At 31.4% G+C, this 14,857-nt stretch carries 15 protein-coding genes; 1 reads left to right on the plus strand and 14 read right to left on the minus strand.

The window, feature by feature from the left end:
• Positions 1-8: 8 nt before the first annotated feature.
• From ACUUYC_RS16405 to ACUUYC_RS16470, 14 genes are all read right to left on the minus strand, one after another.
• Positions 9-335 (minus strand): hypothetical protein, encoded by a 327-nt coding sequence (locus ACUUYC_RS16405; RefSeq protein ID WP_474267644.1) that lies wholly within the window; start codon positions 333-335, stop codon positions 9-11.
• On the minus strand, positions 332-1,588 hold the full coding sequence (locus ACUUYC_RS16410) for a dihydroorotase (protein ID WP_474267646.1): 1,257 nt from the start codon (positions 1,586-1,588) through the stop codon (positions 332-334). The genes ACUUYC_RS16405 and ACUUYC_RS16410 overlap by 4 nt, the downstream gene beginning before the upstream one ends.
• The gene (locus ACUUYC_RS16415) at positions 1,585-3,513 is read right to left on the minus strand and encodes a vWA domain-containing protein (protein WP_474267648.1); all 1,929 of its coding nucleotides are present in this window, start codon (positions 3,511-3,513) and stop codon (positions 1,585-1,587) included. The genes ACUUYC_RS16410 and ACUUYC_RS16415 overlap by 4 nt, the downstream gene beginning before the upstream one ends.
• 93 nt (positions 3,514-3,606) lie before the next feature.
• On the minus strand, positions 3,607-3,834 hold the full coding sequence (locus tag ACUUYC_RS16420) for a hypothetical protein (protein ID WP_474267650.1): 228 nt from the start codon (positions 3,832-3,834) through the stop codon (positions 3,607-3,609).
• A gap of 165 nt (positions 3,835-3,999) precedes the next feature.
• On the minus strand, positions 4,000-5,556 hold the full coding sequence (locus ACUUYC_RS16425; protein ID WP_474267652.1) for a TIR domain-containing protein: 1,557 nt from the start codon (positions 5,554-5,556) through the stop codon (positions 4,000-4,002).
• A gap of 182 nt (positions 5,557-5,738) precedes the next feature.
• A complete protein-coding gene (locus ACUUYC_RS16430; protein WP_474267654.1) occupies positions 5,739-5,930 on the minus strand; it encodes a GldL-related protein in 192 nt (63 codons plus the stop codon).
• Between the two features lie 25 nt (positions 5,931-5,955).
• Positions 5,956-6,387, minus strand: a complete 432-nt coding sequence (locus tag ACUUYC_RS16435; RefSeq protein WP_474267656.1) for a hypothetical protein — start codon at positions 6,385-6,387, stop codon at positions 5,956-5,958.
• On the minus strand, positions 6,378-6,722 hold the full coding sequence (locus tag ACUUYC_RS16440) for a PadR family transcriptional regulator (RefSeq protein ID WP_474267659.1): 345 nt from the start codon (positions 6,720-6,722) through the stop codon (positions 6,378-6,380). Before ACUUYC_RS16440 ends, ACUUYC_RS16435 begins: the two co-directional genes overlap by 10 nt.
• A 151-nt stretch (positions 6,723-6,873) precedes the next feature.
• A complete protein-coding gene (locus tag ACUUYC_RS16445; protein WP_474267661.1) occupies positions 6,874-8,130 on the minus strand; it encodes an alpha/beta hydrolase-fold protein in 1,257 nt (418 codons plus the stop codon).
• A 209-nt stretch (positions 8,131-8,339) separates the two neighbouring features.
• Positions 8,340-9,674, minus strand: a complete 1,335-nt coding sequence (locus tag ACUUYC_RS16450; RefSeq protein WP_474267664.1) for a S41 family peptidase — start codon at positions 9,672-9,674, stop codon at positions 8,340-8,342.
• Between the two features lie 46 nt (positions 9,675-9,720).
• Positions 9,721-10,158 carry a MarR family winged helix-turn-helix transcriptional regulator gene (locus ACUUYC_RS16455; protein ID WP_474267667.1) on the minus strand — a complete coding sequence of 146 codons (438 nt, stop codon included), beginning with the start codon at positions 10,156-10,158 and terminating at the stop codon, positions 9,721-9,723.
• Positions 10,159-10,250: 92 nt separating this feature from the next.
• Positions 10,251-11,045, minus strand: coding sequence for a hypothetical protein (locus ACUUYC_RS16460; protein ID WP_474267669.1), 795 nt, complete (start codon positions 11,043-11,045; stop codon positions 10,251-10,253).
• A gap of 18 nt (positions 11,046-11,063) precedes the next feature.
• Positions 11,064-11,750, minus strand: a complete 687-nt coding sequence (locus ACUUYC_RS16465) for a hypothetical protein (protein ID WP_474267671.1) — start codon at positions 11,748-11,750, stop codon at positions 11,064-11,066.
• A gap of 163 nt (positions 11,751-11,913) precedes the next feature.
• On the minus strand, positions 11,914-12,501 hold the full coding sequence (locus tag ACUUYC_RS16470) for an NUDIX domain-containing protein (protein WP_474267673.1): 588 nt from the start codon (positions 12,499-12,501) through the stop codon (positions 11,914-11,916).
• A gap of 145 nt (positions 12,502-12,646) precedes the next feature.
• Between ACUUYC_RS16470 and ACUUYC_RS16475 the strand changes: the two genes are divergently transcribed.
• Positions 12,647-14,752, plus strand: coding sequence for a LodA/GoxA family CTQ-dependent oxidase (locus ACUUYC_RS16475; protein WP_474267675.1), 2,106 nt, complete (start codon positions 12,647-12,649; stop codon positions 14,750-14,752).
• The last annotated feature ends 105 nt before the right edge of the window (positions 14,753-14,857 follow it).

The raw sequence follows: 14,857 nt of genomic DNA on the forward strand, positions 1-14,857 counted from the left end.
TGGTAAAATTATAAAGATTTAAACAGTTTTTGGAACAACTCGCCAACGAGTGGAATCGGTTCGTGTTCACACTGAATAGCATTGGTAAGTCCAAAAAACCACAATACAGCAAAGAATACATAAAATGCAGCGGAAATCATCCAATTGTCAAAATAACTGACAAGAACAGCAAGTGCAATAAACATCGTGTTGAGCCCTAACGCTTGTCGAATGTGAAAACTTGTATATGGATTTTTCTTATTTGCATTTGAAACAATTGCTATTACAGTTCCTATTAATGTGATGTAGGAAATAATTGCATTTTTTCTTCCTTCTTCAATTATTTGTGGATTCATATTGAATCTATTTTTTGTTGATTATGAACAATTCCGTACACAGTTCCTTTGAGTTCTTTCCCTAAAAAAGCACTGTTTTTAGATGTACTATGAATATTCTTTTCTGTAAATGTATAATTCCCAGTTGGATTGAAAAGTGTCAGATTTGCTTTTTGTCCTTCAGCAATTTGAGCTGTTTCAATTCCAAATCTATCTTTTCCAGCAGTCAGTAATTCAATCGTTTTCTCTGTATCTAAAACGGTTTGTAATGCCCCAAAAGCAGTTTCCAAACCAATAGTTCCATGCATGGCATTGTCAAACTCAACCTTCTTGTGTTCAACATCAATTGGATTATGATCACTTGTTACCATATCAATCGTTCCGTCTTTCAAGCCTTCTAGTAAAGCTCCACAATCCTTTTGTGTTCGTAATGGAGGTAATACTTTATAATTCGTGTCAAACTCTTCCAATTCATCATCAGACAATACAACATTATGAATCGCAACCGAACAACTTACATTCAAGCCTTTTGCTTTTGCTTCACGAATCAATTCGACAGATTTCGCTGTAGAAATTGTTGGAATGTGCAATTTTCCTTGTGTATATTCCAACAGAAATAAATCTCTAACAATATGTAATTCTTCCGCTAAAGCTGGAATTCCTTTTAATCCTAAACGTGTACTATTGTATTCTTCGTTGACAATTCCTTTTCCTGCAATTTTGTTTTCTTGTGGAAATGATAAAACTAAACCATCAAAATTTGAAGCGTATAATAAGGCAATTTTTAATAAATTCGGATTGTCAATTGCTTTCTGATAATCGCCAAACGCAACTGCGCCAGCATTTTTCATATCAAACAATTCGGCTAACGCTACACTTTCGCTTTTCGTTGTTAATGCGCCAATAGGATAGAGGTTAACTGCATTTCCGTGTGCGTTACTTTTCAAAAATGAAATATCTGCTTTCGAGTCAGCAATCGGATTTGCATTCGGGTTTACCGCAATTGCTGTAAAACCACTTTTTGCAGCCGTTTTCAATCCGTTTTCAATCGTTTCACGTTCTTCAAAACCTGGTTCTCCTAAACTTACGCTACTGTCAAACCAACCTTGCGAAACGTGCAAGTTTTCGTGTGAAATAGTATCGTACTTGTTTGGATTTTCAATGCTTGAAGCAATTTGTGTAATAACTCCGTTTTCTATCAAAATATCGTTTGTAGTCCCATGAAGTTTATTCTGGACATCAATAATAGTAGCGGATTTTATGATGAGGTTCATTTGACGAATTTTAAAATCAAAATTTCAATACATAAAAATAGTAAGGCAAAAATAACAAACCATTTCCAAAGTGAAGCTACGGACTGTTCATTTTTTAAATCTTCAAAAAATTGTGCTACCGTTGTATGCGTGTTATTTGGATATAAATTGGCGATGTTATGATATTGTAATGTGCTTTCCTGTCGATCAAAATTGTAGCTAACTTGTTGTAATACTGTATTTTGATTTTTGATATTGTAAATTCCTGCAACATTCGGAAATTCATCCGTTGTCAAACGTACTTTATTATTTGCGGTTTGTTGCAATGGAATAAACTCTTCCGTGTCTTTGGCAATTGTTAATACAGCATCTTGAGACAACGATGTTTGAATATCATACGTGTTTTCCTTGCCAAGCGTGTAATATAGATTTGTGAGTTGCAGACTGTTTTTTCCAATATTATACAAAATCGGAACAATCAACGGTGTATTCTTAAAGTTAGAATTTTCATTGTTAATCGCAGCCGTAAATAGATATGTTTGGTTCTTTTCTAGTAAAAAAGGCGCATTGTTTTCCAATTGTAAAATAGCTGCACTTGCATTCTCTAGTGCTAAATAATGATTCACTTTCGGGTATTGGAAATTCGTCACTTTCTTTTCAAACACATTTGTAAACAATGGATGCGAGAAGTTAATATTCGTGATTTTCTTTTCACTTACATTTGGAATCTTTTGAAAACGCCCAAAATTATTTGCTTGTAATAATGTGTTATAGGTTGTTAAGTTAGTTTCCTTAGCGGGAATAATCACTAAAGAACCACCGTTTTGTTTGAAATTTCGCAACGCTGTCAACAATGGATTCGGAATCGTTTTTAGTTCATTTAGAATGATTAACTGTTGTGTTGCGATTGCGTTATAGTTCAATTGTGTTACAGGTGCAGAAATCAGGTTGAATTCGTCATCTGTATACAACTTCTTCAAAAATTCGTCATCAGCTTCATTAATCGCTAATACATTAATCTTTTCAGGTTTGTTAATGTTGAAAAACAACTGATTGTCAAATTGTAATGAATTATCATCAATCTTTATACTTCCTTGAATAACTTTATTTGAAGGAATCGAAAACGTGACTTCTGATGCGTTTTGTGTGTCTAAATTCACAGATGATTTTGCAATCAAACTTCCGCCATCATATAATGAAACAGGAACATCTTGCACAGGAATCCCTGAATTTTTCAGCACAACTGCAATCGTGATTGAACTTGCGTCTTGTTCTGAAATGTATAAACTATCTAACGCAATGTTGTTTGCGTTTGCTGGTTTTAGCTGAATATAATTTGTGGTAAATGTACTATCATTCTGAACTGACAACTGTTCTTGTTGTTGAAAATCGGAGATTAGAATTAGGTTTTTAACCGAATTCTGTTGTTTCGTAAATAACTTTCGACCTTTTAGAATCACAGCCGGAATCGCTTCTTGTTTATTTGAATACTCTAATTGCAGCAATTCATTTCGAATACTCTTTATTGTTGTGTTCTTATACGTTTCCGTATTCGTGAAAATAGAAACTTCTTCATCTTCTGGAACAGTATTTAGTAATTCTTGTACGGCACGTTTCAATAAATCACCTTTTTCACCTTTCGTTTGCATACTAAACGAATTGTCTAAATAGATCACCGTTTCGTTTTCTGTTTTTACGATATCTCTATTCGCAAAATATGGTTGTGCAAAGGCAATAACTAAGGCAGCAAGTGCTAATAATCGTGTACAAAGAATCAACCATTTTTTTAATTGTGAACTCTTACGTGTCTGAAGAATAACGTTTTGCAGAAACTTTACATTCGTAAATGCGGTCTTTTCAAATCTGCGTAATTGAAATAAGTGAACAAGAATAGGAATGAGTAGTAATAATAGCGCGTAAAGTACTTCTGGGTATTTGAATTGCATTCCTAAATAAACGTTTGTCAAATATAAACGTTTAATTTTATTTTACCATGTTTTGTGGTTTATAAAGAAGTGTTAAAAGGAGATTTAAAGTATTTATTTTCTCAAATCTTTTTCAGTCATGTCAGGATTATATCGTTTGCCATCTTTATTAAAACACCAAACATTTGAAACTTCTCGAATATTGGGTAATTCTGTTTCTTCTAATTTCACCTTTTGTTTTACAACTCTGCGTAATTTTCTATTAGCATTTTGTTTATTTTCTTTTTCAGATTTTGCCATTGTATTTCCGTGAATTTTACTTTTTTGTTTGGAGCGACTCATGATTTTTTTGATAAATGGCTAGCGCGAGTTTTTAACTCGTGCCGTTATAGAGTTTGAAAATAGAGATTTTACCACAAATTACTAATTTTTTAGTTAGATTGTTGGCACAAGTTATAAACTTGCGCTAGAGTGGGAGATTTGGCCTTAGATTTATGTATTTGTGAACTATGTTTTATATGCGTTGTTGTGTAGAGTGATTTTTCGATTAATTTCGTGATATTCTGTGAGGTTAATTTTTTTATATTTTAATTGTTCATTTAACTCTTCTTGATATTTGGTAAAAGTTTGCCTAATCATTTTATGCGTTACAGTTGCACATTTCTCATATAACCATTCTATAATATCAAAATATTTAAGCAATAATTTTTCTTTCTGAAATTCTACATATTCATAGTTTCCAACATTAGAGGGTATTTTTACATCTTTTTGTTTTAGGATTAAAATTCTACCTGTAATTCTTGCTCTTAATTTATGCATCATAAACCCTAATTCGTGGATAACATTTTGAGTTGGATAAATTGAATCATCGATAGCAACTATATCATCTGTCAAAATTATTATAGATAAAGTAGCTTGTTTTAATGCAGAATATATTTTAACAGAAAGCTCGCTTCCTGGGTTTGGTTCAACTAATAATGTATTAATTACTTTACTTTTTGATTTTAAGCCAAATGATTTTTGAATAAAATCATTAACACTTTTTGCTATAAAATTTGGTTTATATGAATTATCGTCCTGTTTTTTCCAACAACAAGCAATGAAAATAGATTCCTTTACGGGATGTTGTTGAATTATTCGAGTATTATGTACTAGTCTATTTTTTGCAGTAAATAACCAAGAGTTCATTCTAGACTCAACGTTATCGGTATTAGAATCTCGTAGTAACTCTAACTCCATTATTTTATTTGATTTATATTCAAATTTTATTTCATTTGGTTTTTTAATTTTACTCAAGGAATGTTGTTTGTTTATATCAAAAAATGTGGCATCTTCACTAAATAACGTTAGTTCGTGGTTCCATAAATACCTAAAATGGTCTTCGACTTCTTGAAACTTTCTTTTATTTAAAGTATTTTTTGTTAATGTTAGAACAGGTGAAGCAAACATCAGTTTACTACTATACTTATTTAATTTTGAATAGGAATAACAATCAAAAGCTGTAAAATCATTAATTAATACACCACAATAATTTATTGGAATTGGGCTAAAGCGAATATTTATTTTATGTGCGCTTGTTTCTTCAGAGTTATAAGTCTCTTTTAATCTTTGTAAATGTTTTAAAGCAGTATTTTGATTCTTGAAGATTTGAGAACTGTAGAATTCTTCTTCTGTAATATCAGTTTCTGAATTAAAATTCAACCAATGACTTTGTTGATTGACAGTTGCTCGATTTTGAGATTTTTCTGCTTCGATTAAGCTAAAAGCAAAGTCAGAATAAACATAACTAAAAAGGAATCTTACTTTGACCAAAACTCTATCAAAAGTAAACTTTTCTAAATTTTTAAAAATTTCTTCAAATTTTTCAGAAATTAAACCTTTTCTATCATCATTAAAATTTAAAAGTGATGCCCCAGAAAGCCCAAAAAAGTCAATTCGTATGACTTTGTCAAAATGTTTATTTCCCTTAATCGGAATAGCGGTATCAATTAAGTTTTCATATTTCAACTTATTACAAATGAAGGCTCGATATTCAGAATTGTCTCTATTTAAAAATACTTCCATAAGTTCATTTCATAATTGTATATTAAAGAAACTTACAACTAAGTCTCCTTTTAGTTTTATAAAACTAAAATAAGCACCACATTTTTCCTTACGGTTTTCCATAATCCATAAAACTCACAAAACAAAAAAAGGAATCTCATTACAAGATTCCTTTTTCAAACTTTATAAAATTATTGCTATAACTATGCAGTTACCTTACTTTTTTCGGTGTTGTATAACTTGTAAAATAAAGTTGGTAAAAAGCCAAAGTTGAGTAGCATAAAACCGATAAAGATTAAGATGCCAGCATATGGCCAATGCATAATTTTAAATAGAGCTGCTGTGCTAAGAATAAATAAGGCAAAAAAGCCTAAAACATAAACTGATTTTTCCATTTTTGATTGATTTTTAATGTTCGTATTATGATTGATATTTTAGTAATTTTTCTTTGTACTTAGTGTAAAAGTAGAGTGGAAGCGTCATCAGAATTAAAAGGACAAATCCAGAGAATAATATTTGACCTGCAAAAGGCCAATGCAGAATTTTAAATAAACTTCCTGAAGCAATTAGTACTGCGCTTAAGAAACCAACTATAAACAAGAGTTTAGTACGATTTTTAGCTGATTTTAAATATAATTGCACATTCGTTTCTGTTTGTATGTGATGGATGTTTAAATATCCACCAAATTGTTGAATGGCAGCTTTATATGCTTCATCAAAATGAGTTGCTTCTGAGTTTTCTATATAGGTGCAGATATGATCTAAAATGTCTTCTTTCAATTCTTCGTTTTTTAAACCATATAACTCCAAATTATTAGCAATATAATCGATATTTTCGTCTGTTAGTACCATTTTGAAGCAGGATTAGGATTAAAAATTAACGACAGTGTTTTTATAAAATCATTGATTTGATTGGTTTGATCCGCTATAACTTGTTTGCCAGATTTGGTTACCGAATAATATTTCCGAACACGTTTACCGATATACACTTTTTCCGTTTCTAATACATTGCTCTTTTCTAACTTATGTAGAATAGGATAAAGCGCGCCTTCAGAAATATCAATTTTTCCTTTGGTGAGTTCTTTTACTTTTTGAGTGATTTCATAACCATACATTTTTTCATGCTGACTTAACAACTTTAAAATGATAGGTTGCAAGGTGCCTTTTGTGAGTTCTTTGCTATACATATGACAAATATACATTTTATTTGAATACATTTTAATAAAATGTATTATTTTTTAATAAATGTAAATTCTGTTAACTTAAAAAAGGAACCTCATGACGAGATTCCTTTTTTTAAATTGTGATGCTATCGGATTGAGTAACGTTCTTTTAATGTTAGCCTTTGTTTATCTTTTCTTTAAGCTGTTTTATTCGCTGTTTGTAATAATCTACATTACTTATATTATAAGCTTTCCTTATAAATTTTAAAGCATTTTTATAATCTTCATTTCTCTCGTAATAATCTGCCATAGAATCATATACGTTTGCGCTATTTGGATAAAATTCGATTGCAAACTCAAAAAACATTTTGGATTTTTCTAATTGTTTCCTATCTAAACTCATATAACCTAGCACATTAAGTAAATCTTCAGGATATGGTGGAACAGTATAGCTAAAATAGTTTTTAAGCTTATTTTTGCGATAGTTTATAATGCTATATAACTCTTCTTTTGGAGTTGTTGGCAAATTAAATTTATCGGTTTTTTCCATTTGATACCATTCAAAATTGAAAATTAAACCGTCCATGATGGAAGGAAATGGAATCGTACCATGTATGTCTTTTGGATAAAATTTCCATTTATATGCTAGTTCATTATTTTTGTTCTGCTTTATGAAATTTGAAAAAGCAATGTTAGATCTAGCGAATAAGGTAAACTCTGATGTGTCTTGCATCACATTTTTCAAAGTAACCAATGGGTTTTGCATATGTAGTTGTCCACTTAAAGATATAAACAAAGACTTTCCTTTATAATTGTTATTTGGGAGTTTGTCTTGTGCTTGCGCTAATATATTTTGGTTATCCCAATCAAGGCTTGGATCAATAGCTACATAATTAGAAAATAATTGTGGATGATTGATTAACGTATATAATGTAAATATTCCTCCATACGAATGACCAATTAGCGTTCTAAAACTGGTTACCGGGTATTTATTTTCAATAAAAGGAATCAGTTCAGTTTCTATAAACTTACTAAAATTGGCAGCTTCACCATTTTCTTGTGTAAAAGGCATTCCATACATTTCTGTTACTTTTGAAGTCGTCAAGTCACGCATTCTATTCTTATCATTGGAAATACCAACAAGAATCATTTCAGGCATAAAAGCTACACTATAATAGTTTAGCACGTTATTAACTGTTGGAAGAAATACTTCTCCATCCAAAATGTATGCTATTGGATATTTTTTATTTTCAGTTGGGTTATAGCTGGAAGGAAGTTGTATATATATTTTTCTGTATTCATTTAAGGTTTTGGAATATATGCTATCTAAAGCGCCAACTTTTTGTAAATATTCAATATTCTTATTGGTTTGACCAATTGCAAATTGTTGAAATATAAAAGATAAGCCAAGTATTAGTAGTATTCTATTCATTATTGATTTGTGTTTAATTGAGGCTAATGTATGTGTAACAGGAAATTTTAATTAAATGACTTATTATATTTTTTGAAAAATATGATAAAGGTTAGGTGTGCGCAACAAGTATTTTCATAATTGATAAAACTCAACAGTATAAAAAGGAACCTCATAACAAGGTTCCTTTTCAAAATTAGGACATGAAAAAAAAATTAGGTTAGTTAGGTTTAGTTGGTTTTAAGGTTTTTATCAGTTCGTCCATTATCATACATTCCCTGAAGGGCAACGATTTTATTATTTTCTTTTATAAATCGAACTCTGAAATACGAAATATCACCAACCATAAATTCGTTGTCATTCAGTGGAACTAATTTGTGTTTTCCGCGGTTTTCACGTTGGTAGTATAATGTTCCGTTTTCCATTGAAATTTTTCGAACTTCATAAGTTCCTACATACGATTTTAAGACAGACTGTTGTACTGTTATAGGATTACTGATTGCTTTTTTACTACTCAATGCCCAATTGTATCTTGATTTTAATTGTGGATTCTTAGTTTTATTGACTAAATATTCTAATGCTTTCATTTCGGCAACAGCCAAAGCCTTGTCAGCTTCTACTTTGATATGTGGCACAACGCCAGTTCCTTCCCAATTGGTGTTTGTAATCGGGTTAATGGCTCTTCCCGTTGGTGTCCAAACCATAAATCCTTCGGCAGCATTGATTGTTCCTCCAGGATGCGCACCGCCGCCAGTAGTTTCACCAATAAGTGTAGCGCGTTCTAAGTTTTTCAAGTTATACGAGAACTCTTCCGCAGCAGAAAATGTACTGCTACTTGTTAATACATATACTTTTGCATCCGGATTTCGATTGCCAGGCACATGTGGCAACGTCCATGTTTGTGTACGAGAATCAGCTGGTCTGTTATAAAAGTTATTCAAATGAATTGGTTCAGGCCGATACAAATAACTTGTAATCAACTGAATCATACTTGGCGATCCACCACCATTATTACGAAGATCAATAATAATTACATCTGCATTACTCAAATAATTCATCGCAGCAACCGCAGTTTCACTTCCATATTCTGTACTCATAAAAGCACGTAAATCTAAATAACCAATATTACCGTCTAGAATTTTAACTTCTTTAAAACCAAAATTTTGAAACTTCATTTGGTTCACACGATTTTCTATGTATGCCAAACTATCTTCTGTCGTAACAACACGTTCTTCAGCGGCAATTTGAGCAGGATTATATATAACTCTCAAATGCTTATCATGACTAATACTCTGCAAATCTTTCGTAAGTGTAGAAGCTAATATTTGCGGATCAGTAATAGATTTGTACGTTCCTTTTTTAAGATTATTTTTAATCAGTGAAGTCATTTTATTCGCGACTTCTGGAAATACATAATTTGAAGTCAAAATACTTTCAACGGAATCAATGACTTTAGTAATTTGTGTTTGCGTTAAATTGACAGCTTCATTTTGAGCTTTTAACATACTTGTAGCGCATAAGAGCAAACAGTATACAATGATAGTTTTAAATTTGATGTGTTTCATTTTTTTGATTTAATGATTGATGAATGACGCCTGATGAATGACATTTTTATGATGTACAATTTGATTTGATTTTCTTTAAAGTTGCTTCTAATTGTATAATTTCTGCTTCTGAAATTCCATCGAGCGCATTTTCTCGATTGGTTACAATAGTAGGAGCTAAGGTTTTTAAAACTTGTTTGCCTTTTGTGGTAATTTCAATTTTATATCTTCTTCTATTTTCCTCGTTAATAGATCGTTTTAGATAATTTTTCTTTTCCATCAAATCCAACATTCGAGTCATAGAAGCGTTGTCTTTAAAAGCCATTGCTGCAATTTCTTTTTGCGTTTTATCTGGATACTTATCTAAAAAAACTAAAATCATACCTTGGTCGATAGTCATATCACTCACTTCGCTTGAAAGTTGTTTCTGTGAAGACTTTCGATATTCTTTAATCGTAGATTCTATAGTGTAAAAAATAGTTTCTGAAGGAGATTTTAGATTCATATTTTAATATTTGATACAATAATAGTTGATATATCAATTATTTGCAAATAATTAGCATAAAATTAAGATTTAGAATAGGAGAGAAGTGTATATTATTTAACTTCAAACTTTCGAGAAAATGGAAGGTCTATAACTTTTTCTTCTTCAGGGAACTGAAGTTTCCCTTGTACTTTATATATCCCAGGTTGTAAAGAATCGAATGTAATATCTGCAAAAGCAGCATTTACCAGCACTGTATAGTCTAGTTTGGTTTCTGAGTCATTCAGCGTAATCCGATCTATAACTATATGTCTATTTTTATTAGAAGTTTGTGCAATTGCGGAAGACAGTGTTACAATGGTACGTTTATTATAATGATCAACTCTTGTATCAATGTGTTTTAATGATTTAATACTATTTTGAATGTTTAGCGATTTGTTTGAATAATCATATACATAACTCATAGCAATCACAAGGTTATTTCGTAGTACATTTAAATGATATTTTGAATCAAGTTGAAGGTCTTTATTATTCGTCAAAAAACGATCGATAGTATAATTTTCATCGGATTTTACAAACTGTCCAATTTCATCTAACAATTGATTGTATTCTGTCTTTAAGGAATCAATTTCAGAATTTTCAGCTACAATAGCATTGCTTATGTTTGAAATGAGTTTAGTATAAGTTTCATTAATTGTATCAAGCTTTTTAATACGTGTTCGTGGTTTTTCTGAAACCTTTGTACGATACTCTTCTTGTTGATATTTTAAAACTTGAGCATTTATAGTAAAATTTTCATATAAAAATGAATTCAATGTTTTTATCTCTTCAGAATTGTTTTTTTGACACGATGACAAACTCAGAAATAGTATGATTGTTGGCAGAATCAATTTATATATAGAATGCATAATTTTACTTTTATTAGATTAATTTACTTCAAATGTCTCACGAAACGGAATGTCTTTTTTTCCACTTCTATCAAAAAACAGAACACTTCCTTCAATTTTATACGTTCCAGGTTTCAAAGAATCTAGGATAATATCTGTAAAATCATGATTTTCAGTAATGTTGTATTTTATTTTTTGATCAACACCATTAAAAATTACTTGATCAACTTTAATATCCTTCTTTTCTTTCATGGTTTGAATAAAATTTGATGTTAAAGTAATTTTTACCTGATTTTCATGTTGATCTAACATTGTTTTCACACGAACTTTCCAAAAACCACCACCAATTATTAAATTACCATTAAAGGATTGATATCCATAAATCATTGAACGTGTGAGACTATTTTTCATCATCTTTAAGCGATATTCATTGCTAAATTTCATACCGTTTACAGTAAGTATATATTGATCTAGTTGTTTTTTATAAAATGGTGCGAGCATGTTTTTAAGAGAAGTAAGAAGTTGATTATATTCTTGTACAAGTGATTCAATAGTTGCTTCTTTTGAAGTGGTAGCATGATCAATTTTTGAGATAAGTTGCTCATAATGAAGATCAATAGTATTGAGCTGTTCCGAATTCATTCTAGGCCTTTCACTTCTTGCTTTAAAATAATCAGCTTGGAGTTTATTTAAAACAATAGTGTTGAAAGCGTAGTCTGTTTCCAAAAAGGAATTGAATGTTTTTAGTTCGTCACTATCATTTTTTTGACAAGAGGAAAAGCTAAGAAAAATCAAACTAAAACATAGTAATAGTTTAGTTTTGGTATAAATAGATGAAAACATAATAGGTTGGTGTTACCTATATGAAACGAGTTTCTATCTACTATTATTACTTGTTAGTTAATGAGGAATCATTTTTATTCAACAAATACCACTGAATTGCCATAATAGTTTTTGCATCTTGAAACTCTTTATTGTGATACATTTTAATGACTTCAGTTTTTGGTAATTTGACCAATTGTATATCTTCTTGTTCACTTTCCAATCCACCACCTTTTGAAGTTTTATGTGTAGAATTGACTTCAGCAAAGTATAAAAACGTTTTTTCTGAGCAACCGCCAGGCGATACAAATGACGAACAAATCAATTCAATAGTATCCATTTCATAACCAATTTCTTCTTTTACTTCTTGTCGAACTCTATACTCAGGATCATCCACAGGTTTCATAGAACCCGCAGGAATCTCAAGTAACCAGCCATTAGTACTTTCTGTTGTTGGATATCTGAATTGATTTGTGAACAAAAAAGTATCTGTATCTTTTTCATAGATAAGAATAGCAACGGAATTATTTCGCTCAAATGACAATCGATTAACCGTAATCTCTTTTCCATTAAATGTATCATGAAGTATTTTGGCTTTCTTAATCTTGAAAAAATCTTTGAAAACAAATTCTTCTGCTATAATTCGGTATTTCATATTACTTTTTTTAATATTTAAATATATACCAAACAATTTACTTGCACACGTATTTTCTGAACTTTGATAAAACCACGTAGAACCACGCTAGTATAAAATTATCATGACTTCTATCTTTGAACAGAACCTAAAAATCAACTATATTATGTCAAACACAACTCCAAAATTTAGAATTTATCCTTCTATCGGAATTGCACGACTTGGAAATGGTCCTGCAACGAAAGAAGAAGTAATATTTAGTCCAGAAGTTCCTTGGAAAAACTTATATGATACAGATCAAGAATATTTAACGAAAGATGGACGTCTAAAGAAACAAGCACAACGTTTTTATATTTACGAATGTGACGATCATGGAAATCCAACACGACAAGTTAATACTGACGATTTCGATATTGAATGGTCAGTAGAAGTTGCGAATAAAAAACCATTTTGGTACGATTTCAATAATAGTTTAGATTTATCTGTAATTGCTGATAATCAGAACTTATCGCCAAACTTTGTAAAAGATAAACTGGCTCCAGGAATTAATGCTGCATATCGAAACCCGAATGTATTAGATCAAGGATTGCGAGTAAAAGATGGGTATGATTATCGCAAAGATTTGGTGAATCATCCTGGAATGGTAAGTGTTGATGCAAACGGGAAACGCAAAGAAATAAAAGGTCAATTTCCTTCTTCTAGATTTTCAAAAGATGGAGTTAGTATGTTGGCAAAACGTATGAATGTAGATTCAAAAGATGTAAATCTTGGAACGGTTGAGTATGACGATGATGGAACATTAATATTTTACGGAGCAGATGGAATTTCTGCTGCTTTGAATCCGTCTGATCTAAATACAGATTTTGCCGATAACTCAAATTGGTACGATGATATTTGTGATGGACGTATTACTGCAAAAATCGTTAGAAAAGATACTGGAGAAGAATATAAGTTAGAAGATGAAAAATCATCTGCTTGGGTAGCTTCTGCACCGCCAGATTACGCACCACAAATTCAGCCATTATCAACGATGTATGATTTAATTACGGGAGCTTCTAACGAATATCATGAGCCAGAATTGGGAACCGTTTTTCCAATGATGTATCGTTTGTATAGAATGCAATGGGTTAATTTGGGTGACTTTTTAGCGCCATCATTCAAAGAAACAATCGATGAATTAATAGAAAAAGATCAATTCAAATACATTTATCAAAAAGAGCCTAAGGCAGAAGCAGATGCAGTACGTGAAAAGATTTTCAATATGTTCCGTAACCCTGCATACAACATGTCTAATGAGCCAATTATTCCTAGCAAGAATTCAACAGATTTAGTAAATCGTGGAAGTGGAACGGAAGAATTAAAATTACCATATTATCCTGGTGATGCAATTGATTATCCGGGAAGTCCAGCACAATGGTTTGCCATTCCACCAATGATTTATGAACAATTAAGACAATGGCGCGATGGACATTTTTATACGCCAGAAGGTTTCGATTTTAAAGATATGAATGAAATGGGTGCGTTTTATCGCGATCAATTCCAGGAATCGGCAAATAATGAAGCTAAAAAACCTTTATTAATGACAAGAGCAGTTTTGGAAACTTTATATGGTGGTGGATTTCATCCAGGAGTAGAGTTGACTTGGCCAATGCGACACAATAATATTTATTCAGAAAATAGAGAAGCATACCGATTTATTGTAGACAATCATGACTATAGAATTGGTGCGTATGGTTTACGTGAAGTACGATTAAACTTAGCTTCTAAAGAAGAACAAGAGAACATCTTTTACAACGACTTTGGTTTCTCTATGAATTCAGAAGATATCCGTAGATCGATGGAACCAGGAAATAAAGATAGCTGGTTTTGGAAAATTACTCCAGGTGATTTAACGAAATGGATGGGAATTCCGTGGCAGTCAGATGCAGGAAGTTGTCAGGCAGTGTATGTTGAAAAACAATATCCAGTTCCATCTTGGTGGGCAGCAAATTTACCAGTGCATGTATTGCCAAAAGACAGTTATGAAAAACTGCTAGATCCAACGATCACAGATGATACAAAACGTAATATTTATGCCAATCGTTTGGAATGGTTACACACGGCAAGCACAGGATTCATAGGATATCACGCGGAAGGTGGTTATATGAATGGCTTGATTAACATGGTGTATCAATGGAAAGATATTGGCGTTGTTACGGGAAGAAGACTTGATTTAGATATTGATGGAATTCCTGAGATCGTGTATGTCGCGTATGATTCGAAAGATAACTAGATGTTAGACTTGCTCTACTATTGGATTGTTAGATACTCAAAACGTCACTTCGAGTGATTTTCTGTCATATCGAGAGCAGTTGAGATAGATAGAAAATAGTATCGA

It is taken from the genome of Kordia sp. E (genome assembly GCF_056033805.1).

Coding starts and splice junctions, on each gene's coding strand:
- ACUUYC_RS16420 (WP_474267650.1), bottom strand. CDS start 3,834: ATGAGTCGCTCCAAACAAAAAAGTAAAATTCACGGAAATACAATGGCA.
- ACUUYC_RS16405 (WP_474267644.1), bottom strand. CDS start 335: ATGAATCCACAAATAATTGAAGAAGGAAGAAAAAATGCAATTATTTCC.
- ACUUYC_RS16430 (WP_474267654.1), bottom strand. CDS start 5,930: ATGGAAAAATCAGTTTATGTTTTAGGCTTTTTTGCCTTATTTATTCTT.
- ACUUYC_RS16475 (WP_474267675.1), top strand. CDS start 12,647: ATGTCAAACACAACTCCAAAATTTAGAATTTATCCTTCTATCGGAATT.
- ACUUYC_RS16445 (WP_474267661.1), bottom strand. CDS start 8,130: ATGAATAGAATACTACTAATACTTGGCTTATCTTTTATATTTCAACAA.
- ACUUYC_RS16440 (WP_474267659.1), bottom strand. CDS start 6,722: ATGTATAGCAAAGAACTCACAAAAGGCACCTTGCAACCTATCATTTTA.
- ACUUYC_RS16460 (WP_474267669.1), bottom strand. CDS start 11,045: ATGCATTCTATATATAAATTGATTCTGCCAACAATCATACTATTTCTG.
- ACUUYC_RS16415 (WP_474267648.1), bottom strand. CDS start 3,513: ATGCAATTCAAATACCCAGAAGTACTTTACGCGCTATTATTACTACTC.
- ACUUYC_RS16410 (WP_474267646.1), bottom strand. CDS start 1,588: ATGAACCTCATCATAAAATCCGCTACTATTATTGATGTCCAGAATAAA.
- ACUUYC_RS16425 (WP_474267652.1), bottom strand. CDS start 5,556: ATGGAAGTATTTTTAAATAGAGACAATTCTGAATATCGAGCCTTCATT.
- ACUUYC_RS16470 (WP_474267673.1), bottom strand. CDS start 12,501: ATGAAATACCGAATTATAGCAGAAGAATTTGTTTTCAAAGATTTTTTC.
- ACUUYC_RS16450 (WP_474267664.1), bottom strand. CDS start 9,674: ATGAAACACATCAAATTTAAAACTATCATTGTATACTGTTTGCTCTTA.
- ACUUYC_RS16435 (WP_474267656.1), bottom strand. CDS start 6,387: ATGGTACTAACAGACGAAAATATCGATTATATTGCTAATAATTTGGAG.
- ACUUYC_RS16455 (WP_474267667.1), bottom strand. CDS start 10,158: ATGAATCTAAAATCTCCTTCAGAAACTATTTTTTACACTATAGAATCT.